Annotated in this window: 24 protein-coding genes and 1 pseudogene; 7 read left to right on the top strand and 18 right to left on the bottom strand. The window is 69.7% G+C overall.

What is annotated here, in order from left to right:
- Positions 1-48: 48 nt before the first annotated feature.
- Together dinB and AC5Y2S_RS04085 are read right to left on the bottom strand one after the other, a co-directional pair.
- Positions 49-1,254 carry a DNA polymerase IV gene (gene dinB / locus AC5Y2S_RS04090; protein ID WP_499953940.1) on the bottom strand — a complete coding sequence of 402 codons (1,206 nt, stop codon included), beginning with the start codon at positions 1,252-1,254 and terminating at the stop codon, positions 49-51.
- A 23-nt stretch (positions 1,255-1,277) separates the two neighbouring features.
- Positions 1,278-1,919 carry a TetR/AcrR family transcriptional regulator gene (locus AC5Y2S_RS04085; protein WP_499953938.1) on the bottom strand — a complete coding sequence of 214 codons (642 nt, stop codon included), beginning with the start codon at positions 1,917-1,919 and terminating at the stop codon, positions 1,278-1,280.
- A gap of 76 nt (positions 1,920-1,995) precedes the next feature.
- Here AC5Y2S_RS04085 and AC5Y2S_RS04080 point away from each other — a divergent pair, with 76 nt between their 5' ends.
- Positions 1,996-3,465, top strand: coding sequence for a flavin-containing monooxygenase (locus AC5Y2S_RS04080; protein ID WP_499953936.1), 1,470 nt, complete (start codon positions 1,996-1,998; stop codon positions 3,463-3,465).
- On the opposite strand, the gene rraA is transcribed toward AC5Y2S_RS04080, so the two are convergent.
- From rraA to AC5Y2S_RS04030, 10 genes are all read right to left on the bottom strand, one after another.
- Entirely contained in the window at positions 3,462-3,947 is a 486-nt protein-coding gene (gene rraA / locus AC5Y2S_RS04075; protein WP_499953934.1) for a ribonuclease E activity regulator RraA, read from the bottom strand. The genes AC5Y2S_RS04080 and rraA overlap by 4 nt on opposite strands.
- 1 nt (position 3,948) lies before the next feature.
- On the bottom strand, positions 3,949-4,389 hold the full coding sequence (locus tag AC5Y2S_RS04070; protein ID WP_499953932.1) for an Rv3852 family protein: 441 nt from the start codon (positions 4,387-4,389) through the stop codon (positions 3,949-3,951).
- A gap of 113 nt (positions 4,390-4,502) precedes the next feature.
- A complete protein-coding gene (locus tag AC5Y2S_RS04065) occupies positions 4,503-5,015 on the bottom strand; it encodes a copper resistance CopC family protein (protein WP_499905366.1) in 513 nt (170 codons plus the stop codon).
- Complete coding sequence (locus AC5Y2S_RS04060) at positions 5,012-5,644, bottom strand: YcnI family copper-binding membrane protein (protein ID WP_499953930.1); 633 nt, start codon at positions 5,642-5,644, stop codon at positions 5,012-5,014. The genes AC5Y2S_RS04065 and AC5Y2S_RS04060 overlap by 4 nt, the downstream gene beginning before the upstream one ends.
- Positions 5,641-6,297 (bottom strand): DUF6474 family protein, encoded by a 657-nt coding sequence (locus tag AC5Y2S_RS04055; protein ID WP_499953928.1) that lies wholly within the window; start codon positions 6,295-6,297, stop codon positions 5,641-5,643. Before AC5Y2S_RS04055 ends, AC5Y2S_RS04060 begins: the two co-directional genes overlap by 4 nt.
- Before the next feature lie 131 nt (positions 6,298-6,428).
- Positions 6,429-6,827, bottom strand: coding sequence for a helix-turn-helix transcriptional regulator (locus AC5Y2S_RS04050; RefSeq protein WP_066930409.1), 399 nt, complete (start codon positions 6,825-6,827; stop codon positions 6,429-6,431).
- Positions 6,828-7,281: 454 nt separating this feature from the next.
- Positions 7,282-7,974 (bottom strand): TMEM165/GDT1 family protein, encoded by a 693-nt coding sequence (locus AC5Y2S_RS04045; protein ID WP_499953927.1) that lies wholly within the window; start codon positions 7,972-7,974, stop codon positions 7,282-7,284.
- Positions 7,975-8,219: 245 nt separating this feature from the next.
- Positions 8,220-8,753, bottom strand: a complete 534-nt coding sequence (locus AC5Y2S_RS04040; RefSeq protein WP_067150612.1) for a peptidase — start codon at positions 8,751-8,753, stop codon at positions 8,220-8,222.
- Positions 8,754-8,948: 195 nt separating this feature from the next.
- Positions 8,949-9,572: a superoxide dismutase gene (locus AC5Y2S_RS04035; protein ID WP_067150615.1), complete on the bottom strand. Its 624-nt coding sequence runs from the start codon at positions 9,570-9,572 to the stop codon at positions 8,949-8,951.
- 138 nt (positions 9,573-9,710) lie between these two features.
- A complete protein-coding gene (locus AC5Y2S_RS04030) occupies positions 9,711-9,866 on the bottom strand; it encodes a hypothetical protein (RefSeq protein ID WP_499905361.1) in 156 nt (51 codons plus the stop codon).
- A 460-nt stretch (positions 9,867-10,326) separates the two neighbouring features.
- On the opposite strand from AC5Y2S_RS04030, the gene AC5Y2S_RS04025 reads away from it, so the two are divergent.
- Together AC5Y2S_RS04025 and AC5Y2S_RS04020 are read left to right on the top strand one after the other, a co-directional pair.
- A complete protein-coding gene (locus AC5Y2S_RS04025) occupies positions 10,327-11,358 on the top strand; it encodes a DUF4328 domain-containing protein (RefSeq protein WP_499953925.1) in 1,032 nt (343 codons plus the stop codon).
- A gap of 4 nt (positions 11,359-11,362) precedes the next feature.
- On the top strand, positions 11,363-12,184 hold the full coding sequence (locus AC5Y2S_RS04020) for a glycerophosphodiester phosphodiesterase (RefSeq protein ID WP_499953924.1): 822 nt from the start codon (positions 11,363-11,365) through the stop codon (positions 12,182-12,184).
- Here the strand turns inward: AC5Y2S_RS04020 and AC5Y2S_RS04015 are convergent, their stop codons facing one another.
- Both AC5Y2S_RS04015 and AC5Y2S_RS04010 read right to left on the bottom strand, forming a co-directional pair.
- Positions 12,185-13,351, bottom strand: a complete 1,167-nt coding sequence (locus tag AC5Y2S_RS04015) for an LCP family protein (RefSeq protein WP_499953923.1) — start codon at positions 13,349-13,351, stop codon at positions 12,185-12,187.
- A 22-nt stretch (positions 13,352-13,373) separates the two neighbouring features.
- On the bottom strand, positions 13,374-14,180 hold the full coding sequence (locus tag AC5Y2S_RS04010; protein ID WP_499953921.1) for a DUF2470 domain-containing protein: 807 nt from the start codon (positions 14,178-14,180) through the stop codon (positions 13,374-13,376).
- A gap of 96 nt (positions 14,181-14,276) precedes the next feature.
- Between AC5Y2S_RS04010 and pheA the strand changes: the two genes are divergently transcribed.
- Together pheA and AC5Y2S_RS04000 are read left to right on the top strand one after the other, a co-directional pair.
- On the top strand, positions 14,277-15,215 hold the full coding sequence (gene pheA / locus AC5Y2S_RS04005) for a prephenate dehydratase (protein WP_499953920.1): 939 nt from the start codon (positions 14,277-14,279) through the stop codon (positions 15,213-15,215).
- Positions 15,212-15,898 carry a histidine phosphatase family protein gene (locus AC5Y2S_RS04000; RefSeq protein ID WP_499905352.1) on the top strand — a complete coding sequence of 229 codons (687 nt, stop codon included), beginning with the start codon at positions 15,212-15,214 and terminating at the stop codon, positions 15,896-15,898. The genes pheA and AC5Y2S_RS04000 overlap by 4 nt, the downstream gene beginning before the upstream one ends.
- On the opposite strand, the gene AC5Y2S_RS03995 is transcribed toward AC5Y2S_RS04000, so the two are convergent.
- From AC5Y2S_RS03995 to AC5Y2S_RS03985, 3 genes and pseudogenes are all read right to left on the bottom strand, one after another.
- The gene (locus AC5Y2S_RS03995) at positions 15,875-16,075 is read right to left on the bottom strand and encodes a hypothetical protein (protein WP_499905351.1); all 201 of its coding nucleotides are present in this window, start codon (positions 16,073-16,075) and stop codon (positions 15,875-15,877) included. The two genes, AC5Y2S_RS04000 and AC5Y2S_RS03995, sit on opposite strands and share 24 nt — an antisense overlap.
- Positions 16,075-16,469 (bottom strand): annotated as a pseudogene (locus AC5Y2S_RS03990) (metallopeptidase family protein). Before AC5Y2S_RS03990 ends, AC5Y2S_RS03995 begins: the two are co-directional and overlap by 1 nt.
- A 16-nt stretch (positions 16,470-16,485) precedes the next feature.
- Positions 16,486-17,835, bottom strand: a complete 1,350-nt coding sequence (locus AC5Y2S_RS03985; RefSeq protein ID WP_499953919.1) for a septum formation family protein — start codon at positions 17,833-17,835, stop codon at positions 16,486-16,488.
- A 112-nt stretch (positions 17,836-17,947) separates the two neighbouring features.
- Between AC5Y2S_RS03985 and serS the strand changes: the two genes are divergently transcribed.
- Positions 17,948-19,201 carry a serine--tRNA ligase gene (gene serS, locus AC5Y2S_RS03980; protein WP_499953917.1) on the top strand — a complete coding sequence of 418 codons (1,254 nt, stop codon included), beginning with the start codon at positions 17,948-17,950 and terminating at the stop codon, positions 19,199-19,201.
- A gap of 51 nt (positions 19,202-19,252) precedes the next feature.
- On the opposite strand, the gene AC5Y2S_RS03975 is transcribed toward serS, so the two are convergent.
- Positions 19,253-19,834, bottom strand: coding sequence for a carboxymuconolactone decarboxylase family protein (locus AC5Y2S_RS03975; RefSeq protein WP_499953916.1), 582 nt, complete (start codon positions 19,832-19,834; stop codon positions 19,253-19,255).
- On the opposite strand from AC5Y2S_RS03975, the gene AC5Y2S_RS03970 reads away from it, so the two are divergent.
- Positions 19,833-20,198, top strand: coding sequence for a winged helix-turn-helix transcriptional regulator (locus tag AC5Y2S_RS03970; protein WP_499953915.1), 366 nt, complete (start codon positions 19,833-19,835; stop codon positions 20,196-20,198). The two genes, AC5Y2S_RS03975 and AC5Y2S_RS03970, sit on opposite strands and share 2 nt — an antisense overlap.

Here is a 20,198-nt window from a genome sequence, read left to right as displayed (position 1 = left end):
GGCCGTAGGTTAAAGCCGGCGACTTGCGAGATTCTTGCGGCGATGGCCTCAGTCGGGGAGATGCGGCATTTCGAGGCCCGGGTCACGGCCAACCAACACCGCCGGCGTGAGCGCGGACTTGCCATAACGGCGGCGCACCCGGTCGATCGCGTCGTCGATCTCGAGCCGGCCGGGGTCCTCGCCGAACGGCAGCATCAGCTGCTGTGCTCCGCTGCGGTCGATGCCCGACACCGCGAACCCGACCAACGTCAGCCCCCGCTGCGCGATCAGGGGCGCGGCGGACGCGACCAGCTGCCGCGCCGCGGTCAGGATCGGCTGCGTCGACGAGGTGGCCCACGGCAACGTGTGCGAGCGGGTCGCCCGGCTGAAGTCGTCGAAGCGCAGTCGCAGCACCACCGTGCGACCGGTACGCCCGGCGGTGCGCATCCGGGCGGTGATCCGGTCGATCAGGTTCACCACCACCGCGTCGACCTCGGCGGCCGACATGCGATTGCCCGCACGGCCCAGAGCCCGCTGCGCCCCCACCGAGCGCCGGCGCACCCCGGTGGTCACCCGGCGGCGGTCGATGTTGCGCGACAGCGCGTACAGCTGACGGCCCATCGCGGGCCCCAGCAGCGAGGCCAGTGTCGATTCGCTGAGCTCGGCGACATCGGCGACGGTCACGAGGCCGTGCGCGTGCAGCTTCTCGGCGGTCACCGCGCCCACGCCCCACAACCGGCGCACCGGCAACGGGCGCAAGAACGCCAGCTCCTGATCGGGCGGCACCAGCAGCAGCCCGTCGGGCTTGGCTTCCTGGCTGGCCACCTTGGCGAGAAACTTCGTCCGGGCGATCCCGACGGTGATGGGCAGGCCGACGCGACCACGCACGTCGGCGCGCAATCGATGCGCGATCTGGGTCGGTGTGCCGGCGACGCGGCGCAGGCCGCCGACATCCAGAAATGCCTCGTCGACGGACAGCGCCTCCACCACCGGTGTGCAGTCGCGGAACACCTCGAACACGGCGTCGCTGGCGCGGCTGTAGGCGTTCATGCGCGGCGGCACCACGATGGCGTGCGGGCATAGCCGCCGCGCCTGCGCCCCGCCCATCGCCGTGCGCACGCCGTAGGCCTTGGCCTCGTAGCTCGCCGCCAGCACCACTCCGCCCCCGACAATCACCGGGCGGCCGCGCAACGTCGGGTCGTCGCGCTGTTCGACGGACGCGTAGAACGAATCCAGGTCCGCGTGCAGGATGGACGCGTCACACCGCACGAACATATGTTCGCACGCGGGTACGACGACTAGCCGGACTCGCCGTAGATGCTGGTGACCCAGATGTGGGTGAGCGTGTCGACGACCCGGTCCTCGTCGACGGCCGGTGTCTCGGCCGACAGCGCGGCCATCATCGTGCGTTCGTTCATCTGGTTCAGCGAGGTCGCGAGGTCGGCGGCGGGGATGGTCTCCGGGGCGGCGCCGCGTGCCCGCTCGGCGGTGATCATCGCCGCGGTCTGGTCGATCCACTTCTGCATGAATCCCAGCCACATCGACCGGAGCTCGGAGCTGGTGGCCAGCGCCTCCGTAGCGGCGCGCGCAAGCGTTCGGTGCGAGCCGAACGCCGTGTAGAAGGCCTTGATGCCGTTGCGCCACACCCGGCGCGGGTCTTCAGGCAGCCGTTGCACCGCCCCGTCGAACTCGGAGTCGGCGCGCGCGATGACCGGCTCCAGCAGCGACAGCAGCACGTCCTCCTTGGACTTGAAATAGAAGTAGAACGTCGGGCGGGAGAGGCCGGCGCCCTTGGCCAGGTCGTCGACCGAGATGGCGGCGAACCCGCGCTCTTCCAGCAGCCGCTCGGCGGTCGCCAGGATCGCCTGCTCGCGGTCGTCGCCGGAGGGGCGCATCGCTCGGCGGCCGCGGAGGGCGCGAGACGTGCCGGCGGTAGTCACGGCGGCTACTTTACATGGAGTTGAAAGTTTCGACACCCCGTTGACTAGCTCGACAGGGTGTTGATAGCGTGGGCCCATGACTGAGCACCTTGACGTCATCATCGTGGGCGCCGGCATCTCCGGCGTGAGCGCGGCCTGGCACCTGCAGGATCGCTGCCCGACCAAGAGCTACGCCATCCTGGAGAAGCGCGCGGCCATGGGGGGCACCTGGGACTTGTTCCGCTACCCGGGCATCCGTTCCGACTCGGACATGTACACGCTGGGCTTCCGGTTCCGCCCGTGGACCGAGCGCCAGGCCATCGCCGACGGCGGGCCGATCCTCGACTACGTCAAGGACACCGCGGCCATGTACGGCATCGACAAGCACATCCGGCTCAACCACAGGGTGGTCGGCGCCGACTGGTCCAACGCGGACAACCGCTGGACCCTGCAGATCGAAAACGACGGCACGCCAAGCACAATCACGTGCACGTTCCTCTTCCTGTGCAGCGGCTACTACAACTACGAACAGGGTTTCGCACCGACGTTCGCCGGCTCGGAGGACTTCAAGGGCCCGATCATCCACCCGCAGCACTGGCCCGAGGACCTCGATTACACGGACAAGAACGTCGTCGTGATCGGGAGCGGCGCCACCGCGGTCACCCTGATTCCGGCGATGGCGGAGTCGGGTGCCAAACACGTCACGATGCTGCAGCGCTCGCCGACGTATATCGTCTCGCAGCCGAAGCGGGACAAGTTTGCCGAGCGGCTCAACCGATGGCTGCCCGAGAAGCAGGCGTACACCGCGATTCGCTGGCGGAACGTGCTGCGGCAGGCGGCGCTGTACGGCGCCTGTCAGAAGTGGCCGCGGCGGATGCGAAAGATCCTGCTCGGCTTCGTGCAGCGCCAGCTCCCCGAGGGCTACGACGTGGAGAAGCACTTCGGCCCGACGTACAACCCGTGGGACCAGCGGCTGTGCCTGGTCCCCAGCGGCGACCTCTTCCGCGTCATCCGCAAAGGCAAGGCCGACGTGGTCACCGACACCATCGACCGGTTCACCCCGACCGGCATCCGGCTCGCCTCGGGTCAGGAGCTGCCCGCCGACATCATCATCACCGCAACGGGTTTGAACCTGCAGCTGTTCGGTGGCGCGACGGTGACCATCGACGGGCAGCCGGTTGACCTGACCAAGACGATGGCCTACAAGGGCATGATGCTCTCGGGGTTGCCGAACATGGTCTACACCGTCGGTTACACCAATGCGTCGTGGACGCTGAAGGCCGACCTGGTGTCCGAGTTCGCCTGCCGCCTGCTGAATTATATGGACGACAACGGCTTCGACACCGTGGTGGTCGAGCACCCGGGTTCCGACGTCGAGGAGCGCCCGTTCATGGAGTTCACACCGGGCTACGTGCTGCGCTCGCTCGATGAGCTGCCCAAGCAGGGCTCACGCACGCCGTGGCGGTTGAACCAGAACTACGTGCGCGACATCCGGCTGATCCGGCGCGGCAAGATCGCCGACGAAGGCCTGCGATTCGCCAAAAACCCTGCGGCCGTGTCTGTTTAGACTGCTGACGCGGTGACGACGATGCCGTCGTCGTCGCTGTAGGCGATGTCCCCGGGCGCGAAAGTCACTCCGCCGAGACTGATTTCGACGCCGCGCTCCCCGGCGCCGGTCTTGGTGCTCTTGCGCGGATTGGTGCCCAGCGCCTTGATGCCGATGTCGATGCCGCGCAGCGCGGCGGCGTCGCGCACCGCGCCGTTGATGACCAGCCCGGCCCAGCCGTTGGAGCGCGCCAACTCGGCGATCACGTCGCCGACGAGCGCGGTGTGCAGCGAGCCGGAGCCGTCGATCACGAGTACCCCGCCGTCACCCGGCTCCGAGAGCACCGACTTCAGCAGCGCGTTGTCCTGGAAGCAGCGCACGGTGCTGATGGGCCCGGCGAACTCCGAGCGGCCGCCGAACTGGCGGAATTGCAGGTCGCAGCTGCGTACGTCGGGGCCGATGGCGTCGACGAGGTCGGCGGTCGGCCGGAAGGACATCGTCACCTCAGCGGCGCCGCAGCTGCCGGATCAGCAGGATCGCCAGCAGGCTGAGCGCCACGGCCACGATCAGCGGCACCCGGGATTGGCCGGAGGCGGCCGGCGCGACCTGGAGCGAGACCGGGTTGTTGGCGCCCTCCACGGTCGACTTCGCTTGCGCCGCAGCATCTTTGGCGGCCTCGGCGAGTTGGCCGTTGGTCTCGATGCGCTGCTGTATGCCGAGGGGTTGCGCGGGCGGTTTCGGGGGCGCGGGCGGGGGACTCTTGGCCGGGGCCTTCTTGGCGGGTGCTTTCTTGGCAGCTGCCTTTTTCGCCGGTGCCTTCTTCGCCGGTGCCTTTTTAGCGGGCGCTTTCGCCGCCTTCTTGACCGCTTTGGCGGGAGGTTTTTTCTCCGGTGGGGTCGACGCGCCGTCGGGTTCGCTGTTGGGTTGGTCCTGCGGGTCTGCCATGCGGCCGCTCCTTTGCAGCTGTCTCAAGTTCTCAGTCGGGCGCCGGGTTGCTCGCGTCCCATCATGCCAGGAGGCGCGGCGGGCGCTCGGCGACCAGGTGACGGTCTGGGCCCTCAACGTCTATGTCGCGCCGCCCACCAGGCGCCCGCCGCGACCAGGGCCACGGCCGCCGCCGCGAAAGGCCACACCGGGACGCTCCCGCCGCCGTCGGGACCCGCGGCGGGAGGTCCGGGCGTTCCGGTGCCCGGGACCGTAAGCCGAAACGACCAGGATCCGGACACCACGTGGCCATCGGCGGACGTCACGCGGTAATGCACCGTGTAGGTGCCGGCCGGCCCGAGCGGCCGCACGCCGACGCCGACGACAGCGCCCTGCACGCTGGGTTCGCCGCTGGCCCACTGGTTGCCGTCGGGCCCGACGACCGTCATGGCCGCGAACGTGGTCTGCAACCGCTCGTTGAACGTCGCGGTCACCCGGCCGGGACCGGTCGTGAGAACCGCATTGTCGGCGGGGTCGGCGGAGACCCGCGCCGCGTGCGCGGACGCCGGTTGCGCGGTGAGCATCGCGGTCGACACCATGGCGGCCAGCAGCAGCCCCACCCATGCGGCGAGCGCGCGGGGCGTCATGCCCGTCGGCGGTAGAGGGCGAGACCGACGCCGAGGGCGGCCAGCGCCAGCGCCGCCCCGCCCAGCAGGCGCGCGGCGTTGTCCGATGACTTCGGCTGCGTGGCCGCCGCGGGCGGGTGGTGGTCGTGCGGTGCGGCCGCCGTCCCGCCGAGCGTCAGCGCCGGCGCCGGGTGTTCCGGCTCACCGCCGCCGGGCAGCGGCGGCTGGTCCCACTTGACGACCGTGCCGTCGGAATACGTCTGGGTGGCCGGGAAGCTGACGGTGTCGGTGTCGGGCAGCTGGACCGAGATGCGGAACAGCGCGAATTGGTCCGGGGGGATCCCGGCGCCGGGGGCGGCCGTCCAGGTCACCGAGCGGACGGTGCCGGCCGCCGCGTCGCGGTCGAGCTTGGCCGTCCATCCGGGGACGGTTTCGGTGCTCGCCGCCGCCACGTTGGGCAGGCCGACGGTCAGCGCGGTGGTGGCCGCGCCCGTGTTGGATTCGTTGGGCACCTGGAAGGTGACGATTGCCATGGCGCCGCGGACGGGGTTGTCGCTGCTGGCGTGTACGTGCGCCCACGCCGCGGGGGCGCCGAGCGCCGAGCCGAGGTAGAGCGCCGCGACCGCGATCAGGACGCGTGCGGCGGTCACGTCAGTCCGAGGCGCGCCATCAGGTCCGCCTCGATGCCGTCGAGCTGCGAGGAGATCGCGGCGTGGGCCGCGCGCCGTCGCGCGGCCGGCATGTTCTCCGCGGCGGTGACGGCCGCCGAAAGGTCGCTCAGCCGTTCGGTGATGGCGCCGACGAACTGCTTGGTCTCGGCGTCCTTGGGCTTCTTTTCCTGCACAACCCGCAGCGACTTCTCCGAGCCGGCGATCCGGGCCGACAGCTGGGCGCCCTGCCCGGAGAACTGGCCGATCTGCGCCAGCGGGACGCCGAGCTGGTCCGCGCGCCGCTGGTCGATCACCGCGCGCGCGGCCATCGCGCCGCGGTAGATCAGCGGCGTCAGGATCGGGGCGAGCAGCCGAGAGACGGTCAGCGCCCGGCGAATCCGAGTCGGCGACAGCAACTTGCCCTCCCGTGCGGTCTTGAGCTCGGTCTCGGCGACCTTCAGCGCCGTGCGGTCGCTGTCCCGTTGCGATTTGATCTGCGCCTTGAGGGCCTTTTCGGCGGCGCGCCGGTCGGCCTTGAGTCGGCGAGCGTCGTTCTTGGCGGCCAGCTTGGCCTCGAGCTTGGCGCGGGCCTTGATCGCGCGGGCCTCGGCGCGACGCGTCGCGCGGCTCTTTCGCTTGCGGAACAGGCCCATTCCCGGCCGCCTCCCGGTATCTAGTGGACTATCGCTCGCGTGTGCGCGATCCGAGAGCCAACCCTAATCGGCATACGCCGACGGCGGCCGTTCAGGTCGGGGCGTACAGCGGGTCTCGGCCCGCGCGTCCGCTAGGCGTCCAGGTGTTCGGCGCGGCGGAGCTCCTTGACCCGCTCCACGACGTCCTGCTGGGCCTGCGGGGACAACCCGACCGCGGCCAGCGCGATGCGGCGCACGCCGTCATCTCGCATCGTCGCCAGCCAGGACAACTCCTTGTCGAGCTTCTCGTAGTACTCGTCGTCGGTGAAGTACGCCGGCTTGATCCGGAAGAAGTTGGCCAGGGCGGCCATGGTCGCCGACGACGGATTGGTGCGGTTGCCCGAACGTAGCTGGGACAGGTAGGGAGCCGACATCGTGATGCCCTCCGCCTTGAGTGCCGCGATCACCTCCGCCGAGGTGTGCGGCCCGCGCCCTGGTGGGTACACCGTGTCGAACAAGCGATTCAGGCGGGCGGCGAACGTCGTGCTCATCGATATGACCTCCACTTGGCTGTAGAAGTGAATTATTGCCGAGGTGTATTTGCTGATCATGGTAGCGACGGTTTGGGTCCGCATCCAGGTGCAAACCCGGGGTGGTTGGGTACCGGCATAGCTGACGGTTGCCGAATACCCACTTTACGAGCGTCTAACTAATTCGCTGGGGTGTCCACCAGATAAGCGAAACTCACAGGTTATCCGCAGCGTTCGGGTCATGGCCGGGCGTGGCGGGCCGCCGGCCGGGCGGATCCCCGCGCGCTCCGGCCGAGGATGCTGGGCGATTGCACGGCAACCAACCCGCAACGCGCACCCGTCGGCGACATCATTTGCTGTCAGTTCGGCGACCCGCCCGCGAAACGGGCCAAGGGTGCACCTGATTGCCCCGGAAGATGCCCCTGGGACGTCTCCGGGGTCGCGGCAGCTGAGGGAATGGGGCGCCGACGGCACTCTAGCCGATGTCCGGTGACCTCCCGGCGGGTGCAACCGCTTTCCGGCGCCGACGCACAGTTTGCGCCGCGGCCACCGCGGAGGCGGCCAGCGCTACGGCGACGGTCGCCGCGATGGCCACCGAGCGCAGTCCCAACGCGGTGTCGAACAGCATCCACAGTCCGAACATCAGGAACAGCAGGCCGGCCATGGCGTGCAGCAGCCGCTCTGGAAGCCGCCGATGCAGCAGCGTGCCAACCCCGATCGCAAGTCCGTCGGCGAGGACCATCCCCAGGGTGGAGCCGACCCAGACGCCGGTCCAGTCGTGATCGCTGGCCAACGACACGGTCGCGAGCGACGTCTTGTCGCTCATCTCGGCGAGCACGAAGGACGACGCGACGGTCAGCAAGGCAAAGCGGGATTCCCCCTCCGTCGAGACCGTCTCGTCGGCGGCGCCCTCGCGCCAGGCCCACACGGCGAAGATCAGGAACGCGATCGCAGACGCGAACGCCATCGGGCGGGACGGGAGCGTCGTGCCGAGGAAATGGCCGATCCCGACCGTCACCCCGTGCACCAGACAGGCGGCGATCGCCACGCCGCTCAGCACCACCCACCATCGGTAGCGCAGCGCAAAGGTCATGGTGATCAGCTGGGACCTGTCGCCGAGTTCGGCGAGGAACACCACCCCGAGGGTCAGCAACGTGGCTGCGAGCATGGGGGCGACCTTTCGACACGTCGTCGGTAATGTCTGGGACCCTTCGGTCCCTCCGAACATCGGTCGAAGGTCTCGCCCACCGGACCCGTGGGACCGGTTCGCCGGCCGGGCTATACGCCAGTATGTCGACTCGACGATTGGGGGCTACTCCCCTTCGCTAACGGTTCACAGGCTAGCGGGCGGGTCAGGCCAGCGCCAGGACGGCGAGCGATTTCGGGCGGCCGTATTCTGCGATTTGAATTCCCTTACGCGGCAAGCAGCATCGCCAGGATCGCGGTGTCCGGATGGCTGATCGGGTCGACGCCCACCCGGCTCACCATCGACGTGATGGTTCCGTCGGCCTCGGCCTCCACCCACGCCGCCCGGTGCTCCAATCCGAGGTAGGGCAATCCCGGTAGCAACACGCACCCGGACGCGGCCCCGTTGCATTCCGGCAAGGAGGGCGTGGTTTCCGACGGCGGATGCAGCATCAGCAACGCCGGCGGTTGATGGTCGGCGAAATATCCTGGCTGGATGGCAGATTCGCCGAAGACGGTGCCTTCGGCCAGCACCAGGCCCACGGTGCCCGGCTCGGGCTCGTCGGGCAACTCCTCGCGAGCACCGAACACCGTTGTGGTGGAAAGCAATCCCGGCAGCGACGCGACCCTGACCGCGACCATCAGCAGTTGGGCCCACTCCTTCGTCGAATCGGGCCAGCGCCCGGAAATGACGAACCCTTTCAGGGCACCACGGGCATGGAAGGGTGCTACCCCTATCGGCCTATCCGACCCGGTTTCCATCTCGACCTCCGCGCGACGCCTCGTTTCGAATAACCACGCTGGTAGCTCGAATAATTAAGGATGCCTGCGGCTTCGGCGCCTTGCAACCCGACACGGTTACTGGCGTACATGTTTTCAATGTGCCCACATTCGACTCGGATAAACGACGGGGGCGCCACGCGATCCGCGCGACGCCCCCGCCGTTTCGAAATGAAGTCAGCCGGCTATCAGCCCTTGGGTTTTAGACGTTGCGGCCGCGTAGCGGTCCTGCACATCCGCCCAGTTCACCACGTTCCAGAACGCCTTGGCGAAGTCGACCTTGACGTTCTTGTACTGAAGGTAGAAAGCGTGCTCCCACATGTCGAGCAGCAGCAGCGGCACGATCCCCAGCGGGAAATTCGACTGGTGGTCGTACACCTGGAAGATCAGCAGCTTGTTGCCCAGCGTGTCCCAGCCGAGCGCCGCCCACCCCGACCCCTGCACGGTGGTGGCAGCGGCGTGGAACTGCGCCCGGAAGTTGTCGAACGATCCGAACGCGTCGTCGATGGCCGCGGCGAGCTCACCGGTCGGCTTGTCACCGCCGTTCGGGGAGAGGTTCTTCCACCAGATGGTGTGGTTGACGTGACCACCCAGGTTGAACGCCAAGTTCTTCTCGTTCAACAGGATCGCGGCGTGGTCTCCCTTGGCCCGCGCTTCCTCGAGTTTTTCCAGGGCGTCGTTGGCGCCTTTGACGTAGGTGGCGTGGTGTTTGTCGTGATGAAGTTCGTTAATTTGACCGGAGATGTGCGGTTCCAGCGCACCGTAATCCCAATCCAAGTCCGGCAAGTTGTATACAGCCACTGCATTCCTTTCTTCGGTTATCGTCTTGGCGCTCCTGCGCGGGGCTGCCACGCGGCGGCCAGCCGTAATCAACCCTGCTCCATGACCGCGTGCGCCGCAAGAACGGCTGCTAGGGGGAGATACCCGGTCTGGGTTGATTCAAGACAAGGCGATGACGACGAGAACCGCGAGCAGCGCCAGCGCGAGCAGCGCGGCGCGCAAGGCGGCGACGCTATAGCTGTGGTTACAGGCAGCCGAGCCGGGATTCGAGTTCGACGGGGCCGGCGAACCCGGACCGAACGAATGCGTGGCCATCAAGCGCCTTTCAGCTGCACGTCCACCCCGCTCAAGTGAGGTGAGTCACAACGATTTTTCGTGACGGTGATCATAACCCCTCACAGCGGGGTTGGAAAACGCACTGCGTGATCGGGTGCCGGACCGGGGTCTGGCGATACCCGAGGGCGAGTTGAACAAGCGCGGCGCGGGCGAGCGCTACTGAGCCCGAGGGGCTCGGCTGCGGGTGCTTAGCGGGGCAATGCATTTCGCTCTGATAACCGGCGGGGCTGTTTATGGCACAGCCGTACCAGCCTTGGGTTATCCACAGACGGAACCCGCGGCACTCGGTAAAGGCCGTGTTGATGCCGTGCATACCCAAAGCTCAATTGTGGATAAACCTGTGGAAACTGTGGATAGCCCTAGGCAACTGTTGGTGTTGCCGCAACCGCTTCCAGGCCGCTTCGAGGGCCCGCGTCGTCGCCGGCGCTACGCTGGTCCGGTGATCCAGGTGTGCTCTCAGTGCGGCACGCGCTGGAACGTGCGCGACCGGCGACGCGACTGGTGCCCCCGCTGCCGCGGGGCGCTGATGGCGCCCCTGCCGGACACACCGGCGCCCGACCCACGATGGAGCGCACCGGGCGGCCCCCCGCCGGCCAGGCCGCCCGCCGCCCCGGCGTGGCAGCGCACCGGGCCCCGGCTGCCGCCCGGATTCCGCTGGATCGCGGTCCGCCCGGGCGCCGCGCCGCCTCAGCGACGAGGGCGTCGGCTCCTGGGGCCCACGCCGCGCTACGCCATGATACCGCGTTGGGGTTTGGCGGACCGCGTCGACCAGGCGCCCGTCGCGGCCGAAAAGCCTTCGCGGACAGGGCCATCCGCACCGCTGGTGCGCACCACGCTGTTCTTGAGCGTGCTGATCCTGGGCGCGGCCGCACTGGTGTACGCCGCACGGTATGCGTTGTTGGTGTACAACCGGAACACCCTGCTGAACTCGATCCTGGCCGTCGTCGCGGATTGGCTCGGGGTGCTGGCCAGCGTGGGAGCGATCGTGGCGGTGGGCACGTCCGGGGTAACGCTGATCCGGTGGCTGATCGCGCGCCGGGCCGCCGCGTTCGCGCATCACGGCCTGCCGGAGCCGCGGTCGGTCCGGGCGCTGTGGGCGGGCTGCGTGGTGCCGTTGGCGAATTTGCTGTGGGCGCCCGTGTACGTCATCGAGCTGGCAACGGTCGAGGAGCACTACGCCCGGGTGCGGAGACCCATCGTTCAGTGGTGGATCGCGTGGGTCCTCAGCTACCTGGTTTCGGCCTTCGCCATCTTCACCAGCTTCGCCACCGACGCCCAGGGCATCGCGAACAACACCGTGCTGATGGTTTTCGCCTACCTGTTCGCGGCGGTCACCGTCGCGGCGATCGCCCGGGTCTTCGAAGGCTTCGAGCGCAAACCGGTGCAACGTCCCGCGCACCGCTGGGTCGTCGTCGAATCGGAACGCTCCATCGCTCCGGTTGAGTTGGAGGGGCAGGAACCGGCAGCATAGGGATATGACGTGGGCCGACGAGGTGCTCGCCGGGCACCCTTTTGTCGTTGCCCATCGCGGAGCCTCGGCCGCGCGCCCCGAACACACGTTGGCCGCCTACGATCTCGCGCTCAAGCAGGGCGCCGACGGCGTGGAATGCGACGTGCGCCTGACCCGCGACGGCCACCTCGTCTGCGTACACGACCGCCGTCTGGACCGGACCTCGACGGGTGCCGGTTTGGTCAGCACGATGACGCTCGCCGAACTGCGCGAGCTCGAATACGGTGCCTGGCACGACAGCTGGCGTGAGGACGGAACGCATGGCGACACCAGCCTGCTGACGTTCGACGACCTCGTTTCGCTCGTCCTGGACTGGCACCGGCCCGTCAAGATCTTCGTCGAGACCAAGCACCCGGTCCGGTACGGCTCCCTGGTGGAGAACAAGCTCCTCGCGCTGCTGCATCGGTACGGGATCGCTTCGCCCGCATCCGCCGACCGGTCCCGCGCGGTGGTCATGTCGTTTTCGGCGGCCGCGGTCTGGCGGATCCGGCGGGCCGCGCCGTTGCTGCCGACGGTGTTGCTCGGCAAGAACGCCCGGTATCTGGCCAGCAGCGCGGCCACCGCCGTCGGCGCCACCGCCGTCGGGCCGTCGTTGGCGACGCTGAAGGACTATCCGCAACTGGTGGACCGCGCCGTCGCGCAGGGCAGGGCGGTGTACTGCTGGAACGTCGACGAGTACGAGGACATCGACTTTTGCCGGGACGTCGGCGTGGCCTGGCTGGCCACCCACCACCCGGGGCGCACCAAGGCGTATTTGCAGCGGGCCCGCGCCGGCGACGGCGCTTGACTATTGCTGTCCCTGAAGGGCGGCGGCGGGCACCGGCGCGTCGGCGGCCAGCGCCTCGAACAGCTGGCCGGCGGCCTCGTGGTTCCACACCACCACCGCGCCGGCGTCGCCGGTGGTGAACTCCCCGATCGGGACGGTCACCGCGGTCGTCGGCCCGTGCAGCGCCCAGCCGAGCCTGGCCAAATCCCACACGTGGTCGCCCTCGTCGACGGTCATCGCGCCGGCGGCCGCGCGCGGCACCGAGTACCAGCGGCGGGGGTCGAGCCACACGGCCGGGCTGGCCGCGCGGTGCAGCAGCGCCGAGAGGAACTGGCGCTGGTTGGCCATCCGGTCCAGATCCGCGCGCGGGGTGTCCCGCGACCGGACGTAGCCCAGCGCGTCGCGGCCGGCCAGCTGCTGGCAGCCGGCCGGCAGGTCGACGCCGGCCAACGGATCGTTGATCGGCGCGGTTAGGCACACCGTGATGCCGCCCAGCGCGTCGACCAGGCCCGCGAATCCGCCGAATCCGATCTCGGCATAGTGATGGAGGCGCAGGCCGGTCGCCCGCTCCAAGGTCTGGGTCAGCAGGGGCGCCCCGCCGATCGCGAACGCCGCGTTGATCTTGTCCTTGCCATGACCGGGGATCGGCACGTACGAGTCGCGCGGGATCGACACCATCGTCGGCGGTGTGCTGGACCCGAATTCGGGCACGTGCACCAGCAGGATGGTGTCCGTTCGGCTGCTGCCGACGTCGCCGCCGGTCGCCAGTTCTTGCTGCTGCTCGGCGGTGAGGTCTTGGCGGCTGTCCGAGCCGACGATCAGCCAGTTGGTCCCGCGGCCGGCTCCGGGCCTGTCGGGATAGTCGGTCAGCGCGTGCTCGCGCCGCAGCGTGGTGTCGAACCACATGCCGCCGCCGACGATGGCCGCGCCGGCGAGCAGCACGCCGATCAGCACGGTGAACGCCAGAGCCCGGACCCAGCGGCGCCCGCCGCGCTTGCGGCGCGCCCTCGGTCCGACCGGCCGCGGCGGGGGAGCGGACGGGGGTGCCGGGGCGGGTGGTGGCGCGGGCCGGCGCAGCGGTGTGGTCGCCGCGTCGGCGGCCGGCGCCGGGCCGCTCGCCCGGCGTATCGCCTGCGGCGGCTCGGGCCGGCGCGGCACCGGGCGATGGGGCGATCGGTCGCCGTTCACCCGGATAACGTACGTGCAGGACCTACCGGCGGGCCCGCAGCCCATTAACGAACGGGCAACCCATCAGCACGCGGATGGCCTGCCTCAGTCCCGTCATGTCGTCGACCGGCTTGTGGAACGGCAGCCGGACGTCGTGGTCGCCGTCGTTGCCCTCGATGCGGAACCGCACGCCGTATCGGTCGAGCCCGAGCGGACGGACTTGCCCGCGGCGCAGGGGCGGCGGCAGCTTCGACACCAGCCGCGCGACCACGTCGTTGTGGACGGTGTCGAGGTGCCACAGCAGGCCCGCCTCGATCTCGCAGAAGGGGTCGGGGCGGGCGGCGAGCAGATCCGCCACGCTGACCGGCTCGGCGCCGGTGGCGTCGGTGACCACCACGGAGTCGATCTCGAGCCGCAGCAGCCGGTACCGAAGCTCTTCCGCGCACGGCGACGACAGCGGCGTCTCGACCTGCAGCAGCGCCGGGTTCGGGTCTTCGGCGGCGATCAGGTCAAGCGTGTCGGTGACCGCCTCGGCCGGGACGGCCTGCAGGCGGCCGCGCACCCACACCAGCGAACGGACTGGTTCGCGCACCGGAAGCGGCGCGTAGTCCGTCAGCTCCAGCAGCGCCTGGGATCCGGCGACCGCGCAGCACCCGTCGTGCTCGACTGGGAGCGCGACCGCGAAGGATCCGTCGGCCAGCAGGTGATGCACCGGGGTGGCGATCGGATCCGTGCGCGGGCTTCCGGTCGCCCCCGCTGTTTCCAGCGCCAACAGGGCGCTCCCGGCGCGCGCACAGGCGCTGCGGATGCGTTCTGCGGTCGTCGGGGTGGGGCAGCTCGGCGATGCCATCGTTCTCCTCAGCGGCGAATTAGGTAAGCCTAAGTTAACTTACGACCCATCACGTCGCAAGGCCCGATTGACGTGGAGCGCCGTTAGGGTTGGGGCGTGGTCCGCATCGCATACCTCGGTCCCGAAGGGACCTTTACGGAGGCGGCGCTGCGGCAAATCGTGGCCGCCGGCCTGGTTCCCGCGCAGGGACCGGGCCCCGTGCGCGCGATGCCCATCGAGAGCACGCCCGCCGCGCTCGATGCGGTCCGCGACGGCGACGCCGACTACGCGTGCGTGCCGATCGAGAACTCGATCGACGGCGCGGTGATACCGACGCTGGACAGCCTCGGCATCGGCTCGCCCCTGCAGATGTTCGCCGAGGTCACGCTGGACGTGGCCTTCAGCGTCGTGGTCAAGGCCGGCCTCGGCGCGGGCGACGTCCGCACGCTGGCGGCGTTCCCGGTGGGCCTGGCGCAGGTGCGGAAGTGGCTGGCAGCCCATCTGCCCGGGGTGGAGCTGCGGCCGGCGTACTCCAACGCCGACGCGGCGCGGCAGGTGGCCGAGGGACACGCGGACGCGGCGGTGACCTCGCCGCTGGCCGCCGAGCATTGGGGGCTGGGGGCGCTGGCCGACGGCGTCGTCGACGAGCCGAACGCCCGCACCCGCTTCGTGCTGATCGGGCTCCCGGGGCCGCCGCCGGGTCGCACCGGGGCGGATCGGACCGCGGTGGTGTTGCGCCTCGACAACGTGCCGGGCGCGCTGGTGTCCGCGCTGGCCGAATTCGGCATCCGCGGCATCGACCTGACCCGGATCGAGGCCCGGCCCACGAGAACGGAACTCGGGACCTACCTGTTCTTCGCGGATTGCGTCGGCCACATCGACGACGGCGCCGTCGCCGAGGCACTCAAGGCGCTGCACCGTCGTTGTGCGGATGTGAGATACCTGGGTTCGTGGCCGACGACGTCGGCCGCCGGGGTGCTGCCGCCGCCGGCGGACGAGGCGGCGCGGTGGCTGGCGCGGCTGCGCGAGGGCAAACTCGGGGGGTCGGATCGATGAGCGGTCGCTTGGTGCTGTTGCGGCACGGGCAGTCCTACGGAAACGTCGAGCGCAGGCTGGACACCCGCCCGCCCGGGGCGGAACTGACGCCGTTGGGCCGGGACCAGGCCCGCGCGTTCGCCCGCGGCTCGGGGCGCCCGGCGATGCTGGCGCACTCGGTGGCCACCCGGGCGTGGCAGACGGCCGAGGTGATCGGCGCGGAACTGGAAATGGGCGCCCTGGAATTCAAAGGCATTCACGAGGTGCAGGTCGGGAAGCTGGAAGACCGCAGCGACGACGATGCGGTCGCGGAATTCAACGCGATCTACGAGCGGTGGCATCGCGGCGACCTCGACGTGCCGCTGCCGGGCGGGGAGACCGGCAACGACGTCCTGGACCGCTACGTGCCGGTGCTCACCGAGCTGCGAATGCGCTACCTCGACGACGACGACTGGGACGGCGACATCGTCGTCGTCAGCCACGGCGCGGCGATCCGGCTGGCCTCCGCGGTCCTGGCCGGGGTGGACGGCAATTTCGCGCTGGACAACCACCTCGAGAACGCCGATTCGGTGGTGTTGGCCCCGATCACCGACGGGCGGTGGAGCTGCGTGCGCTGGGGGTCCGTGACGCCGCCGTTCTACCCGCAGGCCGACGCGAGCCCGGTCGCCGATGCGGTGAGCTCAGGCACCGATCCGATGGGCTGACGACTCTTCGGTGCAGTCGCAGCCGACGGCGTCGCAGTCGACGACGAACGTGTGCACCAGCAGCTCGGGGCTGTCGCAGTCCGGCTCGGTGCACTCCCACCGGCGCAACGAATGGCGAATGATGGTGCCGTGGCAGTGATCTAGGCCCGCCCGGCATTCGCGACACTCAGCGCTCATCAGCCGTTCATAGCATCCGGTCCGGACAAATTGGTGTTGCCGCGCCCATGGATCGTCAGGCCCAACCCAGTTCCTCGAGCCGGTGGTCGTCGATGCCGAAGTGATGGGCGATTTCGTGGATCACCGTGATCGCCACCTCCTCGACGACGTCGTCGTCGGAGTCGCAGACGTCCAGCAGCGCCTCGCGGTAGATCGTGATGGCGTCGGGCAGCGCGCCGGCGTAGTCGGAGTCGCGCTCGGTCAGCGCCACCCCTTCGTACAGCCCGAGCAGCTCGGCGTCCTCCGGGTGGCGGTCTTCGACGAGCACGACGACGTTGTCCATCGCGGCGGCCAGTTGGGGCGGGATCAGGTCGAGCGCATCGGAGACCAGCTCGTCGAACCGGCGCGGATCCATCCGCACGGGCACGCGGCTAGCCCGCCGGGGCCGGGGCCGGTTCAGCCGGCGCGGCTGGGGGTGCCTCCGGGGCCGGGGCCGGAGGCGGCGCCCCGCCGTCGGCTGGGGGCGGGACGTCTTGGGGCGCTTGGGTGGCCGGTACTTGGGTAGCCGGCGCCTGCGGTTGCGTCACGGCCGGCTGCTGGCCGGGCAGGTGCTGATTGTTCGGCGGTATGGCGTCCGGCGCGGTGCTGGCCTGGGTGGGCTGGCTCGGCGCCTGAACCGGTATCGGCGGCATCGTCAGCCGCTCCTCGGGAATGTCGGGCGGGGCGATCGGCGCCTGACCGTTGATCAGCAGCTGGCCCTTGGCGCTGTTCACCAGCGTGGCCCAGCCGCCGTTGCCCAGCGTGGCGCCGATGCTGCAGGCGACCTCGCGGCTACCGGCCGACCAACTCGGCAGCGACACCGTCGGATAGATCAGCGTCAGCGTGGTGGTGCGCAGCTTGGTCGGCGCGAGGTAGGCGTCGGTCATCTTGGTGCAGGAGTCCTTGATGAACCCGTCCTGGTCGGGCTCGGACGGCAGCGGACCGGGAAACTTCTCGGCCAGGTTCACCGTGCCGGTGACCTCCATCGCGTGCGGGGTCGCGCAGTCGACCGGCACGTCCGTGGGCTGGTTGATCGCCGGGTCGATGCCCAGGCAGGTGCCGGTCGGCCAGACCTTGGACTGGTCGACGTCGGCCACCTTGCCCTTGAACGCCTGCTGCTGATTGTTGCCGCCCGGCAGCTGCAGCCCGCACAGCATGCGGCGGTCGCCGGACTGGCGCCAGGCCCGGTCGCCTGCCCACAGCAGGCTGATCATGAACTTGCTGTTGGGATCGAACTTGGCGCCCAGGTAGTTGTGGACCGCCGGCTCGCACTGTTCCTGGGTCATCTGCTGGATCCGGGCCGGCGACGGCGGAGCGGCGCTGGGCCCGTACTCCGAGCCGGGGAAGGTCCGCATGTCGACGGACTCGGCGACCTCGAACTTGTGGTTCTCGGTGCAGTTGACGATGCTGGCGGACTCGGGGGTGGCGTCCGGCCACATCAGGCAATCGCCGCCCTTGGCGCGGCTGAACGCGGCGTCGCTCTTGGTCCCGGTGTTGGGCACCGGGTCGATGTAGCCGGCCAGCCGCCCGGGCCCGCCGCCCACCGGAATCGCCGTGACCAGTCCGGCGATCAGCAGGCCGCCGAGCGCGGTGAGCAACAGCGCCCGCCTGGTCGCCGTCGCCTGCAGCCCGCGCGGCCATGGGAAGCCGCTGGGTGGTTGCTTCGCCGCGTCGTCGCGGGAGCCGGCGGGGGTGCTGGCTTCCGAAATTTCCTTCTCCGGCGCTTGCGACATCGGCTCCATTCTGACAGGGCCACATGAGAGACGTGACAAAAGTTGCAGATGTGGTATGTGGGGCGTTGGTTGGCGGGGTGGCCTGGCATCTCGCCGGGGCCGCGAAAGTAGTGTCGGGGCCGTGATCGACCTGAAGCTGCTCCGGGAAGACCCCGACGCCGTGCGCCGTTCGCAAGTCAGCCGAGGCGAAGACCCGGCGCTCGTGGACGTCTTGCTGGCCGCCGACGCCGAGCGCCGCTCGGCGATTTCGGCCGCCGACGGCTTGCGCGCCGAACAGAAAGCCGCCAGCAAGAGCGTGGGCGCCGCGTCGGCCGAGCAACGCCCCGCCCTGCTGGCGCGGGCCAAGGAGCTCGCCGAGCAGGTGAAGGCCGCCGAAGCCGCTCAGGTGAACGCCGAGGCCGCGTTCACCGCGGCACACATGGCGATCTCGAACGTCATCGTCGACGGGGTGCCCGCCGGCGGCGAGGACGACTATCGCGTCCTGGACGTGGTCGGCGAGCCGGCGGCGATCGAAAACCCCAGGGACCATTTGGAACTCGGCGAATCGCTCGGCCTCATCGACATGCAACGCGGCGCCAAGGTGGCGGGCTCGCGGTTCTACTTCCTGACCGGCCGGGGCGCCCTGCTGCAGCTGGGCCTGCTGCAGCTGGCGCTGCGGCTGGCCGTCGAGAACGGCTTCATCCCGATGATCCCGCCGGTGCTGGTGCGCCCGGAGGTGATGGCGGGCACCGGATTTCTGGGCGCCCACGCCGACGAGGTGTACCGGGTCGAGGCCGACGATCTGTACCTGGTGGGGACGTCCGAGGTGCCGCTGGCGGGCTACCACTCCGACGAGATCCTGGACCTGTCCGGCGGGCCGCGGCGCTACGCGGGCTGGTCCTCGTGCTTCCGGCGGGAGGCCGGCAGCTACGGCAAGGACACCCGCGGCATCATCCGGGTGCACCAGTTCGACAAGGTGGAGGGGTTCGTCTACTGCGCGCCCGCCGACGCCGAGGCCGAACACCAACGGCTGCTGGGCTGGCAGCGCGAGATGCTGGCCCTGATCGAGGTGCCGTACCGGGTGATCGACGTGGCCGCGGGTGACCTCGGCTCATCGGCCGCGCGCAAATTCGACTGCGAGGCATGGGTTCCCACCCAGGGGACCTACCGCGAGCTGACGTCGACGTCGAACTGCACCACGTTCCAGGCGCGCCGGCTGGCGACGCGCTATCGGGACGACGCGGGCAAGCCGCAGATCGCGGCCACGCTCAACGGCACGCTCGGCACCACCCGGTGGCTGGTTGCGATCCTGGAGAACCACCAGCAGCCCGACGGCAGCGTGCGGGTGCCGGCCGCGCTGGTGCCGTTCGTGGGCACCGAGCTGATCGAGCCCTAGTGGCGATCGCAAGCGCGGCGTAGCCGGGCGCGGCGGGTCGCCACCGTCGGACTAGAGCTCCACCTCGGCGAAGGTGGGGCTGCCCGCCTCCAGCGGGACGCGGGCGGCCCGCGCGGTGAAGCTGATCGCGTGATACCAGCCGCACAACATGGTGAGGTCGAGAAGCTCGCGTTCGTCGAACTCGCCGCGCAGCGCCGCCCACAGGGCGTCGTCGATGTCCCGGTGGTCGCATAGCGCGTCGACCGCGCGAATCAACAGCCGATCGCGCTCGGCGGCCCAGCACGGGTCGTCGGGACCGCCATGGGTCAGGGAACGGACCTGATCCCGATCAAACCCCGCCCGCTCGGCGAAAAAGGCGATGTGCACGCCCCATTCGTACTCGCACCCGCAGCGCGCGCAGGTGCGGTCGATGACGACCTCGCGGTCGCGCAGGGATAGCGACAGCGCGCGGCTGAGCTCGTAGCTGCCCCACAGCGTCATGGCCTCGGCCATGGGCAGGTTTCGCACCACGGTGCGAAACAACGCGATCGGCGGCACGCCCGGCGGCATCATCTTGTCCAGCTGGGCGGCCACCGCCGGCTCGTAGGGCGGTTCGAGCGCGCCGATCCGGGGCGTTACTATTTCCGTAACCATGAGGGAAGAAACTACGTTACGGAAAACGAAACGTCAATCGGCCGTCCGCCCGGGCACGCCGGTGCGCGGGTCGACGACGGGACGGCCGCTGATGGCGGCCCTCGACCTACTCGGCCGGCGCTGGTCGCTGCGGATCCTGTGGGAGCTTCGGGACGGCCCGCTCGGGGCCCGCTCGCTGCGCGACCGCTGCGACGGCATGTCGCCCAGCGTTCTGTATGACCGTCTCGGTGAGCTGACCGACGCGGGCCTCGTCGTGCAGCGCGACGACCAGAGCTACGAACTGAGCGAGCAGGGTCGCTCCCTCGGCAAGGCGCTCACCCCGCTGGAGCGGTGGGCTCAGCGTTGGGCCGAGACGACTCGCTGA

The organism is Mycobacterium sp. NGS69 (assembly GCF_059812165.1).
The sequence above is the reverse complement of the archived record's forward strand: the minus strand, read 5'-3'. Positions and strand labels throughout refer to the sequence as shown.

What these genes read in the sequence shown, in the direction of transcription:
- AC5Y2S_RS04030 (WP_499905361.1), bottom strand. Translation starts at nt 9,866, where the DNA reads ATGGCCACGCATTCGTTCGGTCCGGGTTCGCCGGCCCCGTCGAACTCG.
- AC5Y2S_RS04050 (WP_066930409.1), bottom strand. Translation starts at nt 6,827, where the DNA reads ATGAGCACGACGTTCGCCGCCCGCCTGAATCGCTTGTTCGACACGGTG.
- AC5Y2S_RS04065 (WP_499905366.1), bottom strand. Translation starts at nt 5,015, where the DNA reads ATGACGCCCCGCGCGCTCGCCGCATGGGTGGGGCTGCTGCTGGCCGCC.
- AC5Y2S_RS03975 (WP_499953916.1), bottom strand. Translation starts at nt 19,834, where the DNA reads ATGGTTACGGAAATAGTAACGCCCCGGATCGGCGCGCTCGAACCGCCC.
- AC5Y2S_RS04055 (WP_499953928.1), bottom strand. Translation starts at nt 6,297, where the DNA reads ATGGGCCTGTTCCGCAAGCGAAAGAGCCGCGCGACGCGTCGCGCCGAG.
- AC5Y2S_RS03970 (WP_499953915.1), top strand. Translation starts at nt 19,833, where the DNA reads ATGAGGGAAGAAACTACGTTACGGAAAACGAAACGTCAATCGGCCGTC.
- AC5Y2S_RS04000 (WP_499905352.1), top strand. Translation starts at nt 15,212, where the DNA reads ATGAGCGGTCGCTTGGTGCTGTTGCGGCACGGGCAGTCCTACGGAAAC.
- AC5Y2S_RS04020 (WP_499953924.1), top strand. Translation starts at nt 11,363, where the DNA reads ATGACGTGGGCCGACGAGGTGCTCGCCGGGCACCCTTTTGTCGTTGCC.
- AC5Y2S_RS04010 (WP_499953921.1), bottom strand. Translation starts at nt 14,180, where the DNA reads ATGGCATCGCCGAGCTGCCCCACCCCGACGACCGCAGAACGCATCCGC.
- AC5Y2S_RS04080 (WP_499953936.1), top strand. Translation starts at nt 1,996, where the DNA reads ATGACTGAGCACCTTGACGTCATCATCGTGGGCGCCGGCATCTCCGGC.
- AC5Y2S_RS04040 (WP_067150612.1), bottom strand. Translation starts at nt 8,753, where the DNA reads ATGGAAACCGGGTCGGATAGGCCGATAGGGGTAGCACCCTTCCATGCC.
- AC5Y2S_RS03995 (WP_499905351.1), bottom strand. Translation starts at nt 16,075, where the DNA reads ATGAGCGCTGAGTGTCGCGAATGCCGGGCGGGCCTAGATCACTGCCAC.
- AC5Y2S_RS04045 (WP_499953927.1), bottom strand. Translation starts at nt 7,974, where the DNA reads ATGCTCGCAGCCACGTTGCTGACCCTCGGGGTGGTGTTCCTCGCCGAA.
- AC5Y2S_RS03985 (WP_499953919.1), bottom strand. Translation starts at nt 17,835, where the DNA reads ATGGAGCCGATGTCGCAAGCGCCGGAGAAGGAAATTTCGGAAGCCAGC.
- dinB (WP_499953940.1), bottom strand. Translation starts at nt 1,254, where the DNA reads ATGTTCGTGCGGTGTGACGCGTCCATCCTGCACGCGGACCTGGATTCG.
- AC5Y2S_RS04070 (WP_499953932.1), bottom strand. Translation starts at nt 4,389, where the DNA reads ATGGCAGACCCGCAGGACCAACCCAACAGCGAACCCGACGGCGCGTCG.